Source organism: Pseudomonas sp. NIBRBAC000502773, from assembly GCF_006517195.1.
GTDB lineage: Bacteria > Pseudomonadota > Gammaproteobacteria > Pseudomonadales > Pseudomonadaceae > Aquipseudomonas > Aquipseudomonas marginalis.
In genome coordinates this window covers 5,853,512-5,874,290 of the sequence record NZ_CP041189.1, presented here as the reverse complement: position 1 = coordinate 5,874,290, position 20,779 = coordinate 5,853,512, and the positions used below count along the sequence as shown (strand labels likewise).

Below are 20,779 nucleotides of genomic sequence, written 5' to 3'. Positions count from 1 at the left end.
AGCCACCGCTAACGGGGGCAAGCCCCCTCCCACCTTGATCTGGGTTGTCTGAACTGACGTGTTCGGTTCAGACCCACCCGCCGTCAACGATGAAGTTCTGCGCCGAACACATCGCCGAGGCATCGGACGCGAGAAACAGCGCCATATTGGCGATGTGTTCCGGCAGTACGCTGCCGGGCAGGCACTGGCTGCGGCTGATCAGTTCCTTGGCGGCGTCATCCACCCACATGGCCAACTGTTTTTCGGTCATCACCCAGCCCGGCACCAGTGTGTTCACCCGGATACGGTTCGGCCCCAGTTCCCGTGCCAGCGCGCGGGTCATGCCGTGGGCGGCGGCCTTGCTGGCGGCGTACACCGGGTAGCCGGCGGAGGCCATCATCCAGCCGACGGAGCCGAGATTGATGATCGAACCGCTGCCGGCGCGTTTCATCATCGGCACCACGGCCTTGGCGGCAAAGAAGGCGTGTTTGAGGTTGACTGAGATCAGCTTGTCGAAGGTTTCCGAATCGACTTCTTCCAGGGTGTGGCGCACGTCATTGGCGGCGTTGTTCACCAGCACGCTGATAGGCCCCAGGGAATGCTCGAAGCGCCCTATGGCCGCCTTGTAGGCGATTTCATCGGTGATGTCGCAGCACACGAACTCCACGGCATGCCCCTGGGAACTCAACAACGCCGCCAGGCGTTCGCCCTGGCTTTGCGCGCGGTCCACAAAGCCGACCTTGGCACCCTGCACGGCGAAGGCGCGCACCATGAATTCGCCGATCCCCGAGGCGCCCCCGGAAATCAGTACGGTCTTGCCCTTGAGGTCGGGATAAACGGCGTGTTCAGTACTCATAAAAGGATGCCTCGATCAATTAGTCTTATTTTATTTTACGAAATCGGCTTTAAAGGCTATAAATTCGCTGTCCAACCGACAAAATATCGCTATTAGTAGAACTATTCCACTCAAAACAACAAAAGGAAGTTCGACCATGAAGCACCCTCGATACCTGCTGTCCGGCCTGGCGCTGTCCATGATGATCGCCAGCGGCGGCGCCCAGGCGGCCGGCCTGAGCAGCGAGCAAAAACCTTTCGGTAAAACCAACGACGGCACTGCCGTCGAGCAGTACATCCTGCGCAACAGCCACGGCATGCAAGCTACGGTGATCACCTACGGCGGCGTGTTGCAGTCGCTGAAAGTGCCGGACAAAAACGGCAAGGTCGACGACGTGGTGCTGGGCTTTGACGACGTACAAGGCTATCAAGCCGGTACGGCGTTTTTCGGCGCAACCATCGGCCGCTTCGGCAATCGCCTGGCCGGCGGTGCCTTTGAACTCGACGGCAAGCGCTTCCAGGTGCCGCTCAACGATGGCCCCAACTCACTGCATGGCGGCGCCCAGGGCTTCGACAAGCAGGTGTGGAAGGCCGAGCCGGTCAAGGACAAGGACTCGGTCGGCGTGAAGCTGAGCTACCTGTCCAAGGACGGTGAGATGGGCTTTCCCGGTAATTTGAAAACCGAAGTCACCTACCGCCTCAACGACAAAAACGAACTGCACATCGACTACAAGGCCACCACCGACAAGCCGACGGTACTCAACCTCACCAACCACAGCTACTTCAACCTGGCCGGTGCGGGTAACGGCGACATCCTCAAGCACGTCGCTACATTGCATGCCAGCCATTACACCCCGGTGAATGCCACCTTGATTCCCACCGGCGAACTCGCGCCGGTCAAGGGCACGCCGATGGACTTCCTCAAGCCCACCCCGATCGGCCAGCACATCAAGGAAGATCACCCGCAGCTCAAATTTGCCGAGCCGAAACAGGGTGGGTTTGACTTCAACTGGGCGCTGGACACCAAGGGCGACGTCAAGCAACTCGCCGCCGAGGTGCATGACCCGGCGTCAGGCCGGCGCTTGCAGCTCTACACCAGCGAACCGGGCGTGCAGTTCTATACCAGCAACTTCCTGGATGGCTCGGTGAAGGGCAAAGGTGGCAAGACCTACCTGCACTGGAGTGGTTTCACCTTGGAGACCCAGCACTATCCGGATGCGCCTAACCAACCAAACTTCGCCTCAACTCGCCTGAACCCAGGACAGACCTACACCCAGAACACCGTCTTCAAGTTCTCCGCTGATTAAAACCGCTTTACTGTGGGAGGGGGCTTGCCCCCGATTGCGGAGTGTCAGTCTGCATATTTGCTTCTGATACACCGCCATCGGGGGCAAGCCCCCTCCCACATTTTGAGCCTCACATGACAAGGGGTTCAGCGTTGTTTCATGCGGTCGATGACCACCGCCAGCAGCAGGATCGAACCGCGGATCACATACTGGTAGAAGGTGTCGATGTTCTTCAGGTTCATCGCATTCTCGATGATCGCCAAAATCAACACCCCGGCAATCACATGGCGGATCATGCCGATGCCGCCACTCAGCGACACCCCGCCCAGCACGCAGGCAGAAATCACCGTCAGCTCGAAACCCTGGCCGATCATCGGCTGGCCCGAGGTCATGCGCGAGGCGAGGATCACCCCGGCCAATGCGCCGATCAGGCCGTGCACGGCGAAGATCAGGATCTTGGTGCGGTCGACATTCACCCCCGCCAGCAACGCTGCTTCCGGGTTACCGCCGATGGCCATGGTGTTGCGCCCGTAGGTGGTGTAGTTGAGCAGCCAGCCGAAAAACAGGAAGCACACGATGGTGATCAGGATCGGCACCGGCACGCCCATTAACTGGCCGTTACCGAAGATAAAGAACTGGTCCTGGGATACGCCCACCGCCTTGCCGTCGGCAAAGATATAGGCCAGACCGCGCACGATCTGCATGGTCGCCAGGGTGGTGATCAACGCATTGACCCGCAGCTTGGCGATCACGATGCCGTTGATCAGCCCCACGACCAGGCCCATCAGCAGCGCCGCGCCGATGCCCAGCATGACGCTGTCGGTATCGCGCATCACAATCGCCGCCACCACGCCGGCGCAGGCGATCACCGAGCCCACCGACAGGTCGAAGTGCCCCGACGCCAGGCAGAACAGCATGGTGCAGGCGGCGATGCCCACGGTGGAAATCGCCAGGCCCAGGCCGCGCATGTTCAGCGGCGAGAGGAAGTTATCGATGAGCAAGGCGCACAGGACAAAGATGCCCACCGCTGCCAGCAGCATCGCCCAGTTGTCGAGCAGTGCGCGCATATCGAGGGGTTTGCGTGCCGTCGGCAGCGCGTTGTTTTGAGTGGTCATGGTCTTCTCTCAGTTCGCCAGGCCGCGCGGCAGGGCCAGTTGCAGCAGGTTGGATTCGGTCGCGTGTTCACGGGTCTGTTCGCCGCGCATCGCGCCTTCGCACAGCACCAGGATGCGGTCGGAGATGCCCATCACTTCCATGAGGTCGCTGGACACCACGATCGCCGCAATGCCCTGGGCCGCGAGGTTATGGATAATCTGGTAGATCTCGGCCTTGGCGCCGATGTCGATGCCGCGAGTCGGTTCGTCCAGCAGCAGCACCTTCATGGGCATCGACAGCCAGCGGCCGAGAATGGCTTTCTGCTGGTTGCCGCCGGACAGGTACATGATCTTTTGCGCGGCAGTCGGGGTTTTGACCTTCATTGCCTTGATCTGCTGGTCGGCATTGCCCTTCTCCCAGCCATCGCGCAGCAACCAGCCGAACGAAGAGTGGGCGCCACGGGCGCTGATATTGATGTTCTCGGCGACGCTGGACAGCGGAATGATGCCTTCCTTCTTGCGATCTTCCGGGCACAGCAGTACACCGGCGGCGATGGCGTCGCGGGGCGAGCGCAGTTGCAGGGCCTCCCCACATAACTCAAGGCTGCCGGCGCTGGCGCGCTCCAAGCCGCTGAGCAAACGGAACAGCTCCGTGCGCCCTGCCCCGACCAAGCCGAACAGGCCGAGAATCTCGCCCTTGCGCACCTCAAAACTGATCGGCTCACGCAAACCCGGCCCCAACAAACCGTCGACCTTGAGCGCCACCTCGCCGTGCTCGCGCGGGCGGTAGTCGTAGATGTCCTGGATGTCGCGACCGACCATGCAGGTCACCAACTGGTCGTGGGTCAGCGCGCTCATGTCATCGAAGGTGCGCACGTAGCGGCCGTCCTTGAACACCGTGACCGCGTTGCAGATGCGGAACACTTCTTCCATGCGGTGCGACACATAGAGCACCACTTTGCCCTCGTCCCGCAGGCGCGTGATGATCGCCATCAAGCGGTCGATCTCCCGCGCCGACAGGCTGCTGGTGGGTTCGTCGAAGGCAATCACATGGGCGCCACGGGACAGCGCCTTGGCGATTTCCACCAGTTGGCGCTGGCCCAGGGACAGGCGGCCGAGTTTTTCCTCGGGGTCGATTTCATCCGCCAGGCCCTTGAGACAGGCCAGGGCCTGCTTGCGCAGCAGGCCCCGGTTGACCACGCCGAAGCGCGCGGGCAAATGCCCGAGGAACAGGTTTTCGGCGACGGTCATTTCCGGCACCAGGTGCAGCTCCTGGTGGATCACCGCGACGCCGCTGGCGATGCTGTCGGCGGCGCACTTGAACGCCATGGTCTGCGCGCCGATCTGCACGCTGCCGCTGCTGGGGATATAGGCACCGCCCAATATCTTCAGCAGCGTCGACTTGCCCGCGCCGTTCTCGCCCATCAAGGCGTGCACCTGCCCCGGGTGGGCGGTGAAGCTGATGCCGTCCAGCGCCTTGACCCCGGGAAAGGTCTTGCCGATAGCGTCAAAACGCAGGGCCGCCGCCGTCATTTCCACAGCCCGATCTTGGTCAGTTCTTCCTGGAAGTTGGCGCGGGTGATCAGGGTCACTTCATCCATGGCCGTGTATTTAGGCGGCTCGGTGCCCTTGGTGACCCACTCGTACATCATCAACGCAGTGTTGTAGCCCTCGATGTGCGGGCTTGGCAGCATCGAGCCGAAGAAGCCGCTGTTGGCCTTCTTCAATTCGCCGATGGCGTCGGTGCCATTGATACCGATACCGATCACATTGGCCGCAGCGAAACCGGCGCTTTCGGTGGCGCGCACGCCGCCGAGCACGGTGTTGTCGTTCATGCCGCCGATGATCAGGTTTTTCGCACCGCTGGGCAGCTTGACCAAGGCCGAGTTGGTGGCGTCCATGCTGCCCGGGACGTCGAGGGTTTTCAGCGCGGCGGTGAGGATGTGGTCCTTGGGAATGCCGGCTTCTTCCAGGGATTTGATCGAGCCGTCGGTGCGTTTCTTGCCGGTGTCGAGTTCATTGAAGGTGTTGATCACCGCGTAGGTGTCCTTCCAGTCCCAACCGCGTTTTTTCGCCTCGGCAGCCATGGCCGCGCCCTGTTTCTGGCCCACTTCAAACGCGGCCATGCCCAGGTATGGCACGTCCTCCATGAAGTTGCCCTTGGCGTCGACAAAACGGTCATCCACGGCAATCACTTTCAAGCCGTTGGCCTTGGCCTTGGCGACGATCGCCGGGCCCAGGGACACGTCCGGCGGGCAGATCACAAAGCCCTTGGCGCCGTTGGCGGCCAGGCTGTCGATGGCCGAGAGGGTTTTCTCGCCATCGGGCACGGCGATCTTGATCACGGTAAAGCCATGTTCCTTGCCGGCTTTTTCGGCGAAGGCCCATTCGGTCTGGAACCACGGTTCCTCGGCCTGCTTGACCAGGAAACCGATCTTCACTTCTTCAGCGGCCAGCAACAGCCCGCTCAAGCTCATGGCCGAGACCGCCACAGCGGCGCAGCACAGGGAACGGATACCACGACGACGATGATTCATACGGGTGACTCCTTGTTGTTGTTTTTAAGTCTTGGGGTTAACCAGCAAAGCGATGGCAAGGCATGCCGGGTACATCGACTTCGATGGCCAGCACCGCGCCGTCCAGAGGGTGATCCAATGGGCTGGCGGCGCTGGTGATATACAAAGTGGTGAGGTTGGGGCCACCGAATACGCAACTGGTGGGGCGACTCACGGGCAATTCGATAATGCGGTCCACCTCCCCCTCGGGCGTCAGGCGCAGCAGGCAACTGCCGTCCCAACGGGCGTTCCAGATGTAGCCTTGACTGTCCATGGCCGAGCCATCCGGCCCGCCGCGCAAGTGCGGCCCGAACCACGGCGTTGCGGGCTCGAGTTGGCCGTCGGCCTGGATCGAATACTGGTAGAGCGTGGCGTCCAGGCTGTCACCGAAATGCACCTGCCTGCCGTCCTCGCTCCACAGCAAGGTGTTGGGAATGCCCAGGCCGTGGAGCAACGGCGTGACCTGTGCATCCGCATCGATGCGAAACAGGCCGCCGGAGCGCCGCGTGATCGGCAGGTCTTCGCCGTGTTCGCCGATGTTGTTCTGCATGGTACCCAGCCACAGGCGGCCCTGGGCATCGCAGCGCGCTTCATTGCCACGGTTGCCCGGTTGCGGGTCGGCCACGCACAGCAGGGTCAGGGCTTCGGTGGCCAGGTCCAGGCGGTAGACACCGCTGCTCAGGGTCACCAGCGCATCACCGCGTTCGCACGGGATAAACGCCGAAACGTGCTCGGGCAACTGCCAGATCTGCAACTGCCCGTCCATCAGGCGCAGTGCCTGTTTGCCGGCGATATTCACCCAATACAGTGCCTGGGTGGGCGCGTCCCAGAACGGACCTTCGCCCAACTGAGCACGGTGCGGAGTAACGGCGATGCACGACATGTTGCCTCCTGATTATTTACAGCGAGTCGCGGGATGGCGTGCCATCCACCAGGCGCTGGATGCGCAGGGGGTTGGCGTTTTTCAACGCGTCGGGCAGCAGGCTATCCGGGTAGTTCTGGAAGCACACAGGGCGCAGGAAACGGTCGATGGCCAAGGTGCCGACCGAGGTGCCACGGGCATCGGAGGTAGCCGGATAAGGACCGCCGTGCACCATCGAGTCGCAGACTTCGACGCCGGTCGGGTAGCCGTTGAGCAGGATGCGCCCGACTTTCTGTTCCAGCAGCGGCGTGAGTTCGGCGAACTGTTGAAAGTCTGCCGGTTCGCCAATGATCGTCGCCGTGAGCTGGCCGTGCAGGCCGTGCAAGGCGGCGCTGAGTTGGGCTTGATCAGCCACTTCGACAAACACCGTGGTAGGGCCGAAGACTTCTTCCTGCAGCACTTCATCGCCCTCGAGCAACAAGCGCACATCGGCCTTGAACAGCTGCGGTTGCGCCTGATTGCCCGCCTGGGTGCTACCGGCCACATGCTGAATGCCAGGGTGCGCCAGGAGTTTTTCCAGGCCTTTGCCGTAGCTGCTCAGGGTGCCGGCATTGAGCATGGTTTGCGCCGGTTGCTCACCGATCAGTTGGGCGACCTGTTGGGTAAACGCGGTGAACTGCGGCGAGGCGATACCGATCACAAGGCCAGGGTTGGTGCAGAACTGGCCGCAGCCTTGCACCACCGAGGCGGTCAGGTCCCGCGCGACCGCTTCCGCCCGCGCCTGCAGGGCCTGGGGCAACACGATCACCGGGTTGATGCTCGACATCTCGGCAAACACCGGGATCGGCTGCGGGCGCGCCGCGGCCATATCGCACAAGGCGCGACCGCCCTTGAGCGAGCCGGTAAAGCCCACTGCCTGGATCGCCGGGTGCTTGACCAGCGCCTCGCCGACGCCGCCACCGAAGATCATGTTGAACACGCCCGCCGGCATCTCGGTCGCTTCTGCCGCGCGAATGATTGCATTGGCCACCTGCTCAGCCGTGGCCATATGCCCGCTGTGGGCCTTGAACACCACCGGGCAACCGGCCGCCAGCGCCGCTGCGGTATCGCCGCCGGCGGTGGAAAACGCCAGGGGGAAGTTGCTCGCGCCAAACACGGCCACCGGGCCCAGGCCGATGCGGTATTGGCGCAGGTCCGGGCGTGGCAGTGGCTGGCGATCGGGTAACGCCTTGTCGATACGCGCGCCATAGAAATCACCACGTCGCAGCACCGTGGCAAACAGACGCATCTGGCCGCTGGTACGCCCGCGCTCGCCTTTGATACGTGCGGCAGGCAGCGCGGTTTCGCGGCAGACCAACTCGATGAAGTTATCGCTCAGGCCATCCAGCTCGTCGGCGATCGCATCCAGGAACTGCGCACGGCGCGCGGCACTCAACGCACGGTACGCGGGATACGCCGCGGCGGCGGCCTTGGCGGCGGCGTCGACTTCTTCCGGCGTGGCCTGGTAGAAATCCTGGGGCAAGGTTTCGCCCGTGCTGGCATCGACGCTGTGCAGCTTGACGCTGCCGTTGGCGCTGCGCTGGCCGCCGATGTAGTTGTGGCCGAGGAACTGGGTCATGTTGATCTCCTTAAAGGGGGGTGACTTGGCCGGGTTCAAAGGCCGCCTCGCTGCTGCCGACGCCGTTGACCAACGGCGCGCCGAACTCGGCCTGGCTGATCTCGAACACATCGCCCGGTTGGGTACGTATACCGTCGGCGAATGACAGCGTGGCGGTGCCGAAGAAGTGAATGTGCACATCGCCCGGCTTGAGGAACTGGCGGTATTTGAAGTGGTGGTACTCGAGGTTTTCCAGGCTGTGGCACATATTGGCCTCGCCACTGAGGAATTCGTTCCGCCAGATTTCCTCGCCGTTACGCAGGATGCGGCTGGTGCCGGCCAGGTGCTGGGGCAACTCGCCCACGCGCAGTTCGGGGCCGTAGCTGCAGCTGCGCAGCTTGGAATGGGCCAGGTACAGGTAGTTCTTGCGCTCCATGATGTGGTCGGAGAACTCGTTGCCCACTGCAAAACCCAGGCGATAGGGCTTGCTGTCCGGGCCGATCACATACAGGCCGCCGATTTCCGGCTCTTCACCGGCGTCTTCGGCAAACGGTGGCACCGGGAAGGCTTCGCCTGGGCGCACGACGATGCTGCCGTCGCCCTTGTAGAACCATTCCGGTTGCACGCCGGCCTGGCCGGCAGCGGGCTTGCCGCCCTCCACGCCCCACTTGAAGATGCGCATGGTGTCGGTCAAGGCGCTCTCATCGCCGGCCTGCTGGTGCATTTTGTCCCGCGCCGAGGCACTGCCCAGGTGGGTCAGGCCGGTGCCGCTGATGAGCATATGGGCCGGGTCCGGATGATCCAACGGCGGCAAAATCTTCAAGTCGGCCAGCAGTGCGGCGTAGTCATGGCTGTCGCCCAGGCCCAGGCTCTCGACCTGCTGCTGCAACTTGACGCCCGCCTCGATGGCGGCCAGCGCCAGTTCGCGCACACTGCGCGCGGTACGCACTTCGCGCACTGTGGCGCCTTCTACAACGCCGACCCGGCGTTCACCGTTGCTTGACTCGAACTGAACTAAACGCATCAGACTTCTCCCAGATTAAGTACGTGTGGCGCCACGGGCGCTGGCGGCGAATTGATCGGCGGGCAGTACGTGCTTGCGCTCCAGCACGCGGTAGACCACGCCGGTCAAGACCAGCCCGAACACCATGACCCCGGACAGGAAGTACAAGCCCGAGGCGAGGTTGCCGGTGTATTCCTTGAGCGCACCGATCACGAACGGACCGATATAGCCGCCGAGGTTGCCCACCGAGTTGATCAACGCAATGCCCGCCGCCGCACTGGCGCCGGCAAAGAAGCGCCCCGGCAAGGTCCAGAACACTGCGGTGCAGGAAAACAGCGCAAACGCCGCCAGGCACAGCGCGGCCATTTGCAGCACCGGCACACTCAGCCAGGCGCTGAAGAACAGGCCGATGGCGCCCAGCACATACAGCACCGCCAGGTGGCCGTAGCGATCATTCAGGCGGTCGGAACTGCGCGGGATGATCAGCAGGCCGATGATGCCGAAGATGTACGGCACGGCGGAGATAAAGCCGGTGACCAGGTCGGTGCCGCCGAACTGTTTGATCAGGGTCGGCAGCCACAGGCCCAGGCCATAGATGCTCAGAGTTACCGGCAGGTAGAACAGCGCCAGCAGCAACACGCGCTTGTCCTTGAGGGCATGCAGCGGGTTGCCGTGACGGGTCTGGCCGTAGGCTTGCAGGTCTTTGTCCAGCTCGCCGGTGAGCCAGGCCTTTTCCTCGTCGCTCATCCATTTGACCTGCCTGGGGCCATCCGGCAGGTAGCGCAGCACCGGCCAGGTCAGCAGGATCGCCGGGGTGCCGATCACGATGAACAGCCACTGCCAGCCGTGCAGGCCGAGGATGCCGTCCATGCCCAGCAGGCCGCCGGACACCGGGCCGGTGATCATCATCGCAATCGGCTGGGACAGGATGAACAGCCCGAGGATCTTGCCGCGATGGCGCACCGGGAACCACTGGGTGATGTAGTACAGCACGCCCGGAAAGAACCCCGCCTCCGCCGCGCCGAGCAGGAAACGCATCACATAGAAACTGTGCGGGCCTTGCACGAACGCCATGCCGATGGTGATTGCGCCCCAGGTGATCATGATCCGCGCGAACCAGCGCCGCGCACCGAAGCGGTCGAGCATCAGGTTGCTGGGAATCTCGAACAGGAAGTAGCCAATGAAGAACAACCCCGCGCCCAGGCCATAGGCGGCGTCACCGATGCCGACGTCGGCGCCCATATGCAACTTGGCGAAGCCCACGGCGGAACGGTCCACGTAGGCGATCAGGTACAGCAGGATCAGGAAGGGAATCAGTTTCAGCGTGATGCGCCGAATAAGCCGCAGCTCCTGGCTCATGGGGGTCGATCTCCGATTGTTGTTTTTATAGAAGCTCGGGGGACGCCTCTCGCGAAAATCCGCCAGGGTCATACCTCAGTTGGACCGACTATATAGTATGACTATTTGCAAAACAACACTTCCAAAGCTGGGTCTTTGCGCTTATGTTTAAGCCAGCTTAGAACATATAGTCATACAATAAGAGAATCGATCATGCCTGACAAAAAGCCCGGCCTACGCTCTGCCCAGTGGTTTGGTACCGCCGACAAAAACGGCTTCATGTACCGCAGCTGGATGAAGAACCAAGGCATCGCCGACCATCAGTTCCATGGCAAGCCGATCATCGGTATCTGCAACACCTGGTCGGAGCTGACGCCGTGCAACGCGCACTTTCGCCAGATCGCCGAGCACGTCAAACGCGGCGTGATCGAGGCCGGTGGCTTCCCGGTGGAATTCCCGGTGTTCTCCAACGGCGAATCGAACCTGCGCCCCACGGCCATGCTCACCCGCAACCTGGCGAGCATGGACGTGGAGGAAGCGATTCGCGGCAACCCCATCGACGGCGTGGTGCTGCTGACCGGCTGCGACAAGACCACCCCCGCCCTGCTGATGGGCGCCGCCAGCTGCGACGTGCCGGCCATCGTGGTCACCGGCGGGCCGATGCTCAACGGCAAGCACAAGGGCCAGGACATCGGCTCGGGCACGGTGGTGTGGCAGCTCAGCGAACAGGTCAAGGCCGGCACCATTACCCTGGATGATTTCCTCGCAGCCGAAGGCGGCATGTCGCGGTCGGCGGGCACCTGCAACACCATGGGCACCGCGTCGACCATGGCGTGCATGGCCGAGGCGCTGGGCACGTCGCTGCCGCACAACGCGGCGATTCCGGCGGTGGATGCGCGCCGCTATGTGCTGGCGCATATGTCCGGCATGCGCGCGGTGGAGATGGTGCGCGAAGACTTGAAGCTGTCGAAGATCCTCACCAAGGCAGCGTTTGAAAACGCCATTCGCGTCAACGCGGCCATCGGCGGCTCGACCAACGCGGTGATCCACCTCAAGGCCATCGCCGGGCGCATCGGCGTCGAGCTTGACCTGGATGACTGGACCCGCATGGGCCGGGGCATGCCGACCATCGTCGACCTGCAACCGTCCGGGCGCTTCCTGATGGAAGAGTTCTACTACGCCGGTGGCCTGCCCGCCGTGCTGCGTCGCCTCGGTGAAGCCAACCTGATCCCGCACCCGAACGCCCTGACCGTCAACGGCAAGACCCTCGGCGAGAACACCAAGGACTCGCCGATCTACGGCCAGGACGAAGTGATCCGCACCCTCGACAACCCGATCCGCGCCGACGGCGGCATCTGCGTGCTACGCGGCAACCTGGCGCCACTCGGTGCCGTGCTCAAGCCGTCGGCCGCCAGCGCCGAGCTGATGCAGCATCGCGGCCGTGCGGTGGTGTTCGAGAACTTCGACATGTACAAGGCGCGCATCAACGACCCGGAACTGGACGTGGACGCCAACTCGATCCTGGTCATGAAAAACTGCGGGCCCAAGGGTTACCCAGGCATGGCCGAAGTCGGCAACATGGGCTTGCCGGCCAAACTGCTGGCCCAGGGCGTGACCGATATGGTGCGGATCTCCGATGCGCGCATGAGCGGCACCGCCTACGGCACCGTGGTCTTGCACGTGGCGCCGGAAGCCGCAGCCGGCGGACCGTTGGCCACGGTGAAGGAAGGTGACTGGATCGAACTCGATTGCGCCAACGGTCGCCTGCACCTGGACATCCCCGACGCAGAGCTGGCGGCGCGCATGGCCGACCTGAAACCGCCGCAGAACCTGATCGTCGGCGGCTACCGCCAGCTGTATATCGACCATGTGCTGCAGGCCGACCAGGGTTGCGACTTTGACTTCCTGGTGGGTTGCCGCGGGGCTGAAGTCCCCCGGCATTCCCACTAATTGGGATGCTATGATGCCGCGAATTTAAGTCGGAGCATCCCTGTCGTTATGGATCACCAGCCGTCCAAGCCGCGCAAGAGCATGCATGCCCAGATCGTTCAGGACTTGGGCATGCACATCGTTTCAGGTCGCTTCAAGCCCGAAGAACGGCTGCCCATGGAGGCCACGCTGTGCGAGGAGTACAAGGTCAGCCGTTCGGTGTTGCGCGAGGCGACCCGGGTGCTCAGCGCCAAGGGCCTGGTGTATTCCAAGCCACGGGTGGGTGCGGTGGTGCGGCCGCGCTTGAAGTGGCACCTGCTCGACCCGGACGTGTTGTCCTGGTTGATGCAGTCCACGCCCCACAGTGAATTCTTCAATACCCTGGCCGGTGTGCGGCGCATCCTCGAGCCGGAGATCGCCGCCATGGCGGCGACCACCGCCACCGATGAAGACATCGCCACCATCGAAAAAGCCTACCAGGGCATGGAAACCGCGCAGACCCACGAACAGCTGCTGCAGGCCGACCTGGACTTCCACCGCGCCATCGCCGACGCCACCCGCAACGACCTGCTCGCCTATATGTGCAACATGCTGTCGTTGCCGCTGCGCGAGTCGATCAACATCACCAACCGCCGCCCGGACATCCAGGGCCTGAGCCTGCCCCGGCACAAGGCGATCCTCACCGCGATCCAGAACCGCGACGCCCTCGGCGCGCGGCATGCGTCGCTGGTGCAGCTGGATGACACGCGAGTGGCGTTGGATACGGTGATGAATGTGCTGACGCCGTTGTAATGTAAACGCAAGCCCGCTCCCACACTGGCACTGTGCAGGCTGTTAGAGGGTGTAGGCGATCCCTACCTGCACCGTGCGCGGTTCGCCTGGGTAGGCGTATACGTTGCCGAACGCACCTTCTTCATACTCGCGATTGAACAGGTTTTTCACGTCCAGGTTCAGCCGCACCTTGTCGTTGACCTTGTAGTAGCTGAGCAGGTCGACCACGGTGTAGGCGTCCATCGAGAAGGCGTTGTTGGAGGTCTGCCCGGCCCGTTCATCCACATACTTGCCACCCGCGCCGAGGCCCAGGCCCTTGAGGGCGCCGTCCTGGAACTCGTAGACGTTGAGCAGGCTGAAGCTGTTACGCGGGATGTTCAGCAAGCGCGTGCCGCTGCGCAGGGTGTTGTCCTTGGTCACTTCGGCATCCACGTAGGCGTAGCCACCGATCACACGCCACTCGGGGGTGATATTGCCCGCCACGTTCAGGTCGAAACCACGGCTGCGCACCTGGCCGGCGGCGACGCTGAAGGTGGAGTCGAGAGGGTCGGTGGTGAGCACGTTTTTCTTCTCGATCTGGTAGATCGCGGCGTCGACGCTGAGTTGACGGTCCAGGGCTTCCCACTTGATGCCCATCTCGTAGGATTTGCCTTTCTCCGGTTCAAAACCACCGCCCTGGCGACTGGCGCCGGTATTGGGCTTGAACGAACGCGCGGCGTCGGCGTAGACCGCGACGGTGTCGGTGAGGTCGTAGATCACGCCCACGCGTGGGGTGACGGCGTTGTCGCTGGCTTCCCAGCTTTTACCGCCCGGCACGTAGGTGTGGTAGTCGTGTTCGAAACGCTCGAAGCGTGCGCCGGCGAGCACTTTAAGGCGCTCGGTCAGGGCCACCTGATCCTGCACGAAGGCCGCGTAGGTCTTGAGGTTTTCCTTGTCGTGGGTCGGCGTGCGCGTGAGGTTCGGGCGCGCCTGGCCGTAGACCGGGTTGAAGATGTCGATTGAATAAGCACCCACTGCGCCGCTGGAGCGCTGGATGATCGACTTGTAGTCGTAGTCTTCGAATTCGACGCCGGTGAGCAAGGTGTGGTCGAAACCACCGGTGGAGAAATGCCCGGTGAGGTTGAGCTGGGTGTCCTTGTCGGTCCACTCCAGTTTGCGGTAGTTGAAGTTGCGGCCCAGGGTGCGACCGTCGGCGGCCAGGCCGTTGGCTTCAATGGCATTGCCTTGCAAGGTGCCGTCCAGCCATTGGAAACCACCGCCCAGGGTCCAGCTGTCATTGAGCAGGTGCTCGAAACGCAGCTGGGCCATGCTGTTGTCGTTGTGCAGTTTGCCGGCGTCTTTTTCACCCCAGAAGGTGTCGCGCGAGGCGGTGCCTTTTTGATTGGGATAGCGCGTCAGGCCACGGTCCAGCGGGTGGTTGTTGCGCATGAAGTCGCCTTCGAAGATCACCTTGGTGTCATCGCTGGCCTGCCAGGTGATCACCGGGGTCACGCCGTAGCGTTCGGTTTCGACATGGTCACGGAAGGTGTCACCGCCCTCGCCCACCACGTTCAGGCGATAGGCCAGGCGACCTTGTTCGTCCAGCGGGCCGGAAGCGTCGAGGGTGGCGCGCTGCATGCCCTGGTCATCCAGTTGGCTGCCGAGGGTCACGGTCGGCTCGGCCAGCGGTTGCTTGGAGACCACGTTGAAGGTGCCGCCAGGGTCGCCACGGCCATACAGCATGGTTGCCGGGCCGCGCAGCACTTCGAGGCGTTCGATGGTGTTGGCGTCGGGCATGTTCGGGTAGCCGCGGTTGATCGGGAAACCGTTGCGGTAGAACTCGCCGGTGGTGAAGCCACGTACGGTGAAGGTGGTGAGCCCCTGGCCGCCGAAGTTGTTGGCGCGGCCGACGCCGCCGGCGTAGTCCAGGGCGTCCTGCAAACGGGTGGCGCCGATGTCTTCGACCACATCCTTGGACACGACGCTGATGGACTGCGGGGTTTCATGGATCGAGGTGTCGGTGCGCGTCGCACTCGCGGAACGTGTGGCGTGGTAGCCCTTGACCGGCCCTTGCGCCGTCTCGTAGTCCGCCTCGCCGGTGACATTGGTGGCTTGCAGCTCAAGACTGGCCTTGTCGGCAGGGACAACCTCGGCCCAGGTAAACGGGGAAAACGCCTGAAGCACGCAGAGGGAAATCAGGGTACGACGCATGGATGTTGAACCTAGTGAATGAGCCAGATGGGGCGGCAAACCTGCCAAAAAACGCGGGAATGGTATACCAAGTCATTCGCGTTTGACATACATTCTCATTCACTATTTTTCAGGTAACAGCTTTGTATCGATCTGTAGGAAATTGGACGAGAGGCAAATGTGGGAGGGGGCTTGCCCCCTCCCACATTTGGATTTTTATACAACGTTAGAAGTGGATCCGATCAGCGATACCGCTCCAACCAATGGGCGTAAGGCGCCGGCAGGGTCCAGGAGGATTTCTCCACCCCCAGCTCCTTGGCCGCAAAGTACGCCCAATGCGGGTCAGCCAGGTGCGCACGACCGACCGAGACCAGGTCCAGGTGCCCCGCCTGCAACGCACCTTCCGCCAGTTGCGGCGTGCCAAAGCCCCAGGCCGAGGTCACCGGGATGCCGGCTTCGCGGCGCACGCGCTCGGCGATCGGGCCCATGAAGGCCGGGCCCCACGGGATATTGGTGTCGGGGATGGTAAAACCGACGCTGACGCTCAGCAGGTCAAGGCCGCCAGCCTTGAAGTTGCGGGCCAGTTCGATGGATTCGGCCAGGGTCTGCTCGTCACGGCCGTCGTATTCGATCACGCCAAAACGCGCGGTCAGCGGCAGGTTTTCCGGCCAGACCTCGCGCACGGCAGCCAGGGTTTCCAGGAGGAAACGGCTGCGGTTGTCGAAGCTGCCACCGTAGGCGTCGGTGCGCTGGTTGGAATGCTCGGAGAAGAAGCTCTGGCCCAGGTAGCCATGGGCGAAGTGCAGCTCGATCCACTCGAAGCCGACGTCACGGGCACGGCGGGCGGCGTCGACGAAGTCCTGCTTGACCCGAGCGATGTCGTCCAGGGTCATGGCGCGTGGCACTTGCGGCAGGTTGGCACCGAAGGCGATGGCCGACGGCGCGATGGTTTCCCAGCTGCGCGCATCGGAGGAAGGCATATGGTCGTCCCCTTCCCATGGGCGGTTGGCGCTGGCTTTGCGACCGGCGTGGCCGATCTGGATGCCTGGCACCGAGCCGGCGGCCTTGATGGCCTTGACCATGGGCACGAACGCTTCGGCGTGGGCGTCGCTCCAGAGACCGGCGCAACCTGGGGTGATACGCCCCTCAGGCGCTACAGCGGTGGCCTCGACCACCAGCAAACCGGCGCCACCCCGGGCCATACTGGCCAGGTGCACGAGGTGCCAGTCGTTGACGATGCCGTCATCGGCCATGTATTGGCACATTGGCGGGATGGCGATGCGATTGCGCAGGGTGACGTCTTTGAGTGTGAACGGTTCGAACAAAGCGGGCATTGAGAACTCCGGGAGCGAGTGGATGATTCGATAGTTCGATGGTAATCGAACTATGGTATTCGATGATAGCCCCCTGTTATGATTCGTTTCATGCGAGCCTTTAAACACCCCACCCCGGAAGACTTGACCCTCGAGCGCCTGTTGTACGCGCTGAGTGATCCGGTGCGCCTGGAGATTGTCCGCTGCCTGGCCGGCGTGCCCGAGGCCAGTTGCGGCGAACTGGACGGCGGGCGCCCCAAGTCCAGCATGTCCCACCACTTCCGGGTACTGCGCGATGCCGGCCTGGTCCACACCCGCAGCGTGGGCACTACCCACATGAATTCATTGCGCGGCGAGGTGCTTGAGGAACGGTTTCCGGGATTGCTGCAGAGCATCCTGACGCAACGATAAAAGCCGGATCAGTCCAGCAGCGCGATCAGCCGCGACTCGATCGTCAGCTTCTGCACCTCCAGCACCGCCAACGTCACCGGCAACTTGAAGCGCCGCCGCCCTGCACTGCCGGGGTTTACGTACAGTGTTGCGCCCCGCCATTCGATCAGGGGCTTGTGCGAATGGCCGGTGATCACCAGCCGAGTAGACGTGTCGAGTAAGGCGGGTACGTCGGCGATATCATGCACCACCAACGTCCGCCATCCGTCCACCTCCAGCATCAGATGATCGGGCACCTGCTCCGCCCACGCCGCGTCCTGGTCATTGTTGCCACGCACCACGTGCAGGGGCGCGATCTGTGCCAATTGCTGAAGAATCTCAGGGCTGCCGATATCACCGGCATGGATGATCTGCTCGCATCCCTGCAAGGCAGCGACAGCCTCAGGGCGCAGCAGGCCGTGGGTGTCCGAAATCACGCCAACTTTCATAGGGCCTCCGGGGTGGACATCGAACGGTGAAACACCGGCGCGCCATCCAAATATACGCGGTCTTTACCGTTGCCCTTGGAGGCGTAGAGATTGCGGTCGGCACGCTTGAGGACCGCCGACATATCGGCCCCGGCCGTAAAGCGTGTCATGCCCGCACTGCAGGTGTAGTGATGGGGCGGCGCGACACTGCAGCGGATCGTTTGCAGCAGGCGCAGCGCGTAATCGGTGGCGAGATCGGGGTCATCGACCAGCAGCAGCACGCCGAATTCCTCGCCGCCAATCCTGCCGAAACTGTGGCTGCCGGGGGTGGATTTCAGGCACGCGGCCATGGCGCAGAGAATCCGGTCGCCGACATCATGGCCGAACTGGTCATTCTTCAATTTGAAACTGTCGATATCCAACATCATAAAGTAACCGGTATCACCGGCCGCAATCAGTTTGGCGAAGCCCTCCATAAAGGCGCGCCGGTTCAGGATGGAGGTCAAGTAATCCGTCTCGGCCAATTCCCGAAACTCACTCTCGACCAGTAACACGGAGCGCAGGTTTTTCAGGTAGTAGACATTCAAGATAAAGCCAATCGATACCGACGCGGCACAGAAGATAAACACATAGGTGTCGACGCCGTCATAAAGGCTCAGCTGAATGTTAGGCCACGTCAGTAACCAGACCAGGGCGGCGCAGACCAGAAAATCCTGGACCACGATAAACAGGATTGCGCTGCTCATCACCAAGGTCACGGCCAGCGGCAAGGCGAACACCTGCAACGCGGGGCGGGTGTGCACCACATAGGCAAAACCTGCGGACAGCAGCACCATGTAGAACCCGCCGAGGGCCCGCCACAGCACATAATGCGTCACCATCCGGTGAACCCCATACACCACGCACAGCCCCAGCGTGACCAGCACCACCGGCCAGCCGACCCCCCCCCACGATCCACCAGCAATACCGCCAGCCAGGCGAAAATCCCGATCAGTTCGGCCTGGGCGATGGCAGGCGACAACAGCCTCTGCATCCGTGGCCTGAGTTTCACATTTGCCGGCATCCCGTCACTCCCTGTGCATGGGTGGCCGGTGTGTCATCGGCATGACTCAGTTGAAGACTGTGCAGGCAGATCGCAAACGAATAGGCCATGAACCGTCTTACCAGCACGACAAAAGGTGGCAGGACCTCAAGCTGCGTCTTGGAATGAATCTTGAAATAGCCCCGCTCGGCCCCCTCTTGCACCAGACGAATGACATGGGTCTTGGACACCGAAAGTTGCTCAGCGATGGAAAGGTAGGACGATGACCTGAAACTTGCGCCCTGATTATCCCGCGCGCACGCATCGTTATAGATCGCCAGCATCAACATATGCCCGGCATCGCGTTTTACCAGCCAATAACAATCGGGCATCAACAGGTCAATGCTCAGGTTACGGCAGAGAAGCACCGAAAACCCTTTAAAATAACGGGCCAGATAGGCGCGATCATCCAAACCGGCCATTGAACCGCAAACCGCGGGTTCCGGGCACATCACGCCCAGCGGCTCGACCATGGACGTGAGCATCGGCCGGATCTCCGCGCAGGCTTGGGACGATGGGCTGAACAGCCGCAGACGGCTGTCGTCCGGATGCCTCGACACCGTCATGAACCCCAGCGCCCTGAACAGCAGGAAGATCGACTCCAGACTGTTTCGCGAACAGAACCCGCGCGCCACACAAAACGCTTTCACCTCGGACAGCAGGGGAACTGGCTTGGCGAAATACGTGCTCAATAAGGTAAAGGACACCATCAAGCGACTGAACTTCAGCGCCGTCTTGTAGAAAAACGGTCTTTTTGAATAGCACTCCAGCAGAACCGAATAATGGGTACGAATACACCCTTCAAAATCCACATGGCGCTCAAACGCCCGCGCCGACTGTTCAATCGCCAGCTTCAACGAACCACTGCACATGAGAAAGAGCCCTGATCAAACAACTTGGATTCACTGATCTCAATTGCAGCACCGGTAATGGCGTTTTGCCTTGAGCGCAATCTAGCGTGATTAGCTCAGGGGACATCGTCGTTACCAAAATTGTTCCAAAAAACCCAGGCGGCTTAACCGTTTCAGTCGCCGCGGCGAACCTTCCCCGCAAGCCGGCGTCCGAGCTAAGGCATTGTTGCCTACCGTTCGCCGCGAGGTTGTCGTTTGAAAGCCGCCATCATCAAAAAGTACCGCCTGATCATCAAGACCATGGGCTATGTGGGCTGGTCGCTGTTCTGGCTGTTGCTGTGGGACGTCGCCGTCACCGTGGACTTCATGCTGTTCCTCACCGCCAAGATCAACTTGCCGCTGATGCCCCTCACCCTGCTGGGCTCGGCACTGATCGTGCTCATCAGCTTTCGTAACAGCAGCGCCTATAACCGCTGGTGGGAGGCCCGTACGCTATGGGGCGCGATGGTCAACAATTCACGCAGCTTCGCGCGGCAGGTATTGACCCTGCTGGACGACCCCGACGGCGAAGTGAACCCGGTCAAGGCCACCCTGCTGCGCCGCCATGTGGCCTATGTGAATTGCCTGGCCGCGCACCTCAAGGGCGAGCCGTGCCCTGATGAAGTACGCGCCTTTATCCCCGCCGAGGAATTCGCCCGCAACGGCGCCACCAACAACTTTGCCAATGACATCCTCACCGGCTCGGCGGCGTTGCTGGCCAGGGAATACAAGGCCGGGCACCTGGACAGCATTCGCCTGGCACGGCTGGAGTCGACCCTGGTGGATTTGTCCAATGCCCAGGGCGGCATGGAGCGGATCGCCAACACGCCACTGCCCTACCCCTACGTGTATTTCCCACGCCTGTTTATCTCGCTGTTCTGCCTGATCGTGCCCGTGGGCCTGGTGGAATCCCTGGGCTGGTTCACCCCGCTGGCGTCCACCGTGGTGGGCTTTATGCTGCTGGCCATCGAACGTATCGGCACCGACCTGCAAAGCCCGTTCCGCTCCAGCGAGCACCAGATCCAGATGGAAGCCATCTGCGAAACCATCGAGAAAAACCTGCAATCGATGCAGCGTGATGCGCTGGGTGGCGAGCGCATCGGATAAACACGCCCTTCGGCCTAAAGTGCGTGCTCCCGCAGTCGATACAAAAGGAGTACGCATGGGCCACATCCCCTCAAAACAACACATGCGACGCTCGACGCCACTGTTTTCTCCTTG

Annotated in this window: 17 protein-coding genes and 1 pseudogene; 5 read left to right on the top strand and 13 right to left on the bottom strand. The window is 62.1% G+C overall.

Annotated elements, in window-relative coordinates; genetic code table 11:
• Positions 1 to 67: 67 nt before the first annotated feature.
• The gene (locus NIBR502773_RS27205; protein ID WP_027607585.1) at positions 68 to 835 is read right to left on the bottom strand and encodes an SDR family NAD(P)-dependent oxidoreductase; all 768 of its coding nucleotides are present in this window, start codon (positions 833 to 835) and stop codon (positions 68 to 70) included.
• A 136-nt stretch (positions 836 to 971) separates the two neighbouring features.
• Here NIBR502773_RS27205 and NIBR502773_RS27200 point away from each other — a divergent pair, with 136 nt between their 5' ends.
• Positions 972 to 2,120 (top strand): aldose epimerase family protein, encoded by a 1,149-nt coding sequence (locus NIBR502773_RS27200; RefSeq protein ID WP_141157405.1) that lies wholly within the window; start codon positions 972 to 974, stop codon positions 2,118 to 2,120.
• Positions 2,121 to 2,245: 125 nt separating this feature from the next.
• On the opposite strand, the gene araH is transcribed toward NIBR502773_RS27200, so the two are convergent.
• From araH to NIBR502773_RS27165, 7 genes are read right to left on the bottom strand one after another with little or no spacing between them, the layout of a single operon-like run.
• A complete protein-coding gene (gene araH / locus NIBR502773_RS27195) occupies positions 2,246 to 3,214 on the bottom strand; it encodes an L-arabinose ABC transporter permease AraH (RefSeq protein WP_141157404.1) in 969 nt (322 codons plus the stop codon).
• A 9-nt stretch (positions 3,215 to 3,223) separates the two neighbouring features.
• Entirely contained in the window at positions 3,224 to 4,726 is a 1,503-nt protein-coding gene (gene araG, locus NIBR502773_RS27190; protein ID WP_141157882.1) for an L-arabinose ABC transporter ATP-binding protein AraG, read from the bottom strand.
• Positions 4,723 to 5,730, bottom strand: a complete 1,008-nt coding sequence (locus NIBR502773_RS27185; protein WP_065926374.1) for a substrate-binding domain-containing protein — start codon at positions 5,728 to 5,730, stop codon at positions 4,723 to 4,725. Before NIBR502773_RS27185 ends, araG begins: the two co-directional genes overlap by 4 nt.
• 37 nt (positions 5,731 to 5,767) lie before the next feature.
• Complete coding sequence (locus NIBR502773_RS27180; protein ID WP_141157403.1) at positions 5,768 to 6,631, bottom strand: SMP-30/gluconolactonase/LRE family protein; 864 nt, start codon at positions 6,629 to 6,631, stop codon at positions 5,768 to 5,770.
• Positions 6,632 to 6,647: 16 nt separating this feature from the next.
• Complete coding sequence (locus NIBR502773_RS27175; protein ID WP_141157402.1) at positions 6,648 to 8,228, bottom strand: aldehyde dehydrogenase (NADP(+)); 1,581 nt, start codon at positions 8,226 to 8,228, stop codon at positions 6,648 to 6,650.
• A gap of 10 nt (positions 8,229 to 8,238) precedes the next feature.
• A complete protein-coding gene (gene araD1, locus NIBR502773_RS27170; protein ID WP_141157401.1) occupies positions 8,239 to 9,231 on the bottom strand; it encodes an AraD1 family protein in 993 nt (330 codons plus the stop codon).
• A 15-nt stretch (positions 9,232 to 9,246) separates the two neighbouring features.
• Positions 9,247 to 10,569: an MFS transporter gene (locus tag NIBR502773_RS27165; RefSeq protein ID WP_141157400.1), complete on the bottom strand. Its 1,323-nt coding sequence runs from the start codon at positions 10,567 to 10,569 to the stop codon at positions 9,247 to 9,249.
• A 192-nt stretch (positions 10,570 to 10,761) separates the two neighbouring features.
• On the opposite strand from NIBR502773_RS27165, the gene NIBR502773_RS27160 reads away from it, so the two are divergent.
• Complete coding sequence (locus NIBR502773_RS27160) at positions 10,762 to 12,498, top strand: IlvD/Edd family dehydratase (RefSeq protein WP_141157399.1); 1,737 nt, start codon at positions 10,762 to 10,764, stop codon at positions 12,496 to 12,498.
• 48 nt (positions 12,499 to 12,546) lie between these two features.
• Positions 12,547 to 13,269, top strand: a complete 723-nt coding sequence (locus NIBR502773_RS27155; RefSeq protein WP_027603617.1) for a FadR/GntR family transcriptional regulator — start codon at positions 12,547 to 12,549, stop codon at positions 13,267 to 13,269.
• Positions 13,270 to 13,311: 42 nt separating this feature from the next.
• Here NIBR502773_RS27155 and NIBR502773_RS27150 read toward each other — a convergent pair whose 3' ends face one another.
• Together NIBR502773_RS27150 and NIBR502773_RS27145 are read right to left on the bottom strand one after the other, a co-directional pair.
• Positions 13,312 to 15,438 (bottom strand): TonB-dependent siderophore receptor, encoded by a 2,127-nt coding sequence (locus NIBR502773_RS27150; RefSeq protein WP_065939745.1) that lies wholly within the window; start codon positions 15,436 to 15,438, stop codon positions 13,312 to 13,314.
• Between the two features lie 221 nt (positions 15,439 to 15,659).
• Positions 15,660 to 16,751, bottom strand: a complete 1,092-nt coding sequence (locus NIBR502773_RS27145) for an NADH:flavin oxidoreductase/NADH oxidase (RefSeq protein ID WP_115489074.1) — start codon at positions 16,749 to 16,751, stop codon at positions 15,660 to 15,662.
• A gap of 78 nt (positions 16,752 to 16,829) precedes the next feature.
• Here NIBR502773_RS27145 and NIBR502773_RS27140 point away from each other — a divergent pair, with 78 nt between their 5' ends.
• Positions 16,830 to 17,141: a helix-turn-helix transcriptional regulator gene (locus NIBR502773_RS27140; RefSeq protein WP_027603612.1), complete on the top strand. Its 312-nt coding sequence runs from the start codon at positions 16,830 to 16,832 to the stop codon at positions 17,139 to 17,141.
• A gap of 8 nt (positions 17,142 to 17,149) precedes the next feature.
• On the opposite strand, the gene NIBR502773_RS27135 is transcribed toward NIBR502773_RS27140, so the two are convergent.
• The 3 genes and pseudogenes from NIBR502773_RS27135 to NIBR502773_RS27125 form a co-directional block, all read right to left on the bottom strand.
• Complete coding sequence (locus tag NIBR502773_RS27135; protein WP_141157398.1) at positions 17,150 to 17,608, bottom strand: metallophosphoesterase family protein; 459 nt, start codon at positions 17,606 to 17,608, stop codon at positions 17,150 to 17,152.
• Positions 17,605 to 18,650 (bottom strand): annotated as a pseudogene (locus NIBR502773_RS27130) (GGDEF domain-containing protein). Before NIBR502773_RS27130 ends, NIBR502773_RS27135 begins: the two are co-directional and overlap by 4 nt.
• Entirely contained in the window at positions 18,635 to 19,525 is an 891-nt protein-coding gene (locus NIBR502773_RS27125) for a hypothetical protein (RefSeq protein WP_227451630.1), read from the bottom strand. The pseudogene NIBR502773_RS27130 and the gene NIBR502773_RS27125 overlap by 16 nt, the downstream one beginning before the upstream one ends.
• A 249-nt stretch (positions 19,526 to 19,774) precedes the next feature.
• Here NIBR502773_RS27125 and NIBR502773_RS27120 point away from each other — a divergent pair, with 249 nt between their 5' ends.
• Positions 19,775 to 20,665 carry a bestrophin family protein gene (locus NIBR502773_RS27120; protein ID WP_115489070.1) on the top strand — a complete coding sequence of 297 codons (891 nt, stop codon included), beginning with the start codon at positions 19,775 to 19,777 and terminating at the stop codon, positions 20,663 to 20,665.
• Positions 20,666 to 20,779: the final 114 nt, after the last annotated feature.

What these genes read in the sequence shown, in the direction of transcription:
- NIBR502773_RS27205 (WP_027607585.1), bottom strand. Translation starts at nt 835, where the DNA reads ATGAGTACTGAACACGCCGTTTATCCCGACCTCAAGGGCAAGACCGTA.
- NIBR502773_RS27200 (WP_141157405.1), top strand. Translation starts at nt 972, where the DNA reads ATGAAGCACCCTCGATACCTGCTGTCCGGCCTGGCGCTGTCCATGATG.
- araH (WP_141157404.1), bottom strand. Translation starts at nt 3,214, where the DNA reads ATGACCACTCAAAACAACGCGCTGCCGACGGCACGCAAACCCCTCGAT.
- araG (WP_141157882.1), bottom strand. Translation starts at nt 4,726, where the DNA reads ATGACGGCGGCGGCCCTGCGTTTTGACGCTATCGGCAAGACCTTTCCC.
- NIBR502773_RS27185 (WP_065926374.1), bottom strand. Translation starts at nt 5,730, where the DNA reads ATGAATCATCGTCGTCGTGGTATCCGTTCCCTGTGCTGCGCCGCTGTG.
- NIBR502773_RS27180 (WP_141157403.1), bottom strand. Translation starts at nt 6,631, where the DNA reads ATGTCGTGCATCGCCGTTACTCCGCACCGTGCTCAGTTGGGCGAAGGT.
- NIBR502773_RS27175 (WP_141157402.1), bottom strand. Translation starts at nt 8,228, where the DNA reads ATGACCCAGTTCCTCGGCCACAACTACATCGGCGGCCAGCGCAGCGCC.
- araD1 (WP_141157401.1), bottom strand. Translation starts at nt 9,231, where the DNA reads ATGCGTTTAGTTCAGTTCGAGTCAAGCAACGGTGAACGCCGGGTCGGC.
- NIBR502773_RS27165 (WP_141157400.1), bottom strand. Translation starts at nt 10,569, where the DNA reads ATGAGCCAGGAGCTGCGGCTTATTCGGCGCATCACGCTGAAACTGATT.
- NIBR502773_RS27160 (WP_141157399.1), top strand. Translation starts at nt 10,762, where the DNA reads ATGCCTGACAAAAAGCCCGGCCTACGCTCTGCCCAGTGGTTTGGTACC.
- NIBR502773_RS27155 (WP_027603617.1), top strand. Translation starts at nt 12,547, where the DNA reads ATGGATCACCAGCCGTCCAAGCCGCGCAAGAGCATGCATGCCCAGATC.
- NIBR502773_RS27150 (WP_065939745.1), bottom strand. Translation starts at nt 15,438, where the DNA reads ATGCGTCGTACCCTGATTTCCCTCTGCGTGCTTCAGGCGTTTTCCCCG.
- NIBR502773_RS27145 (WP_115489074.1), bottom strand. Translation starts at nt 16,751, where the DNA reads ATGCCCGCTTTGTTCGAACCGTTCACACTCAAAGACGTCACCCTGCGC.
- NIBR502773_RS27140 (WP_027603612.1), top strand. Translation starts at nt 16,830, where the DNA reads ATGATTCGTTTCATGCGAGCCTTTAAACACCCCACCCCGGAAGACTTG.
- NIBR502773_RS27135 (WP_141157398.1), bottom strand. Translation starts at nt 17,608, where the DNA reads ATGAAAGTTGGCGTGATTTCGGACACCCACGGCCTGCTGCGCCCTGAG.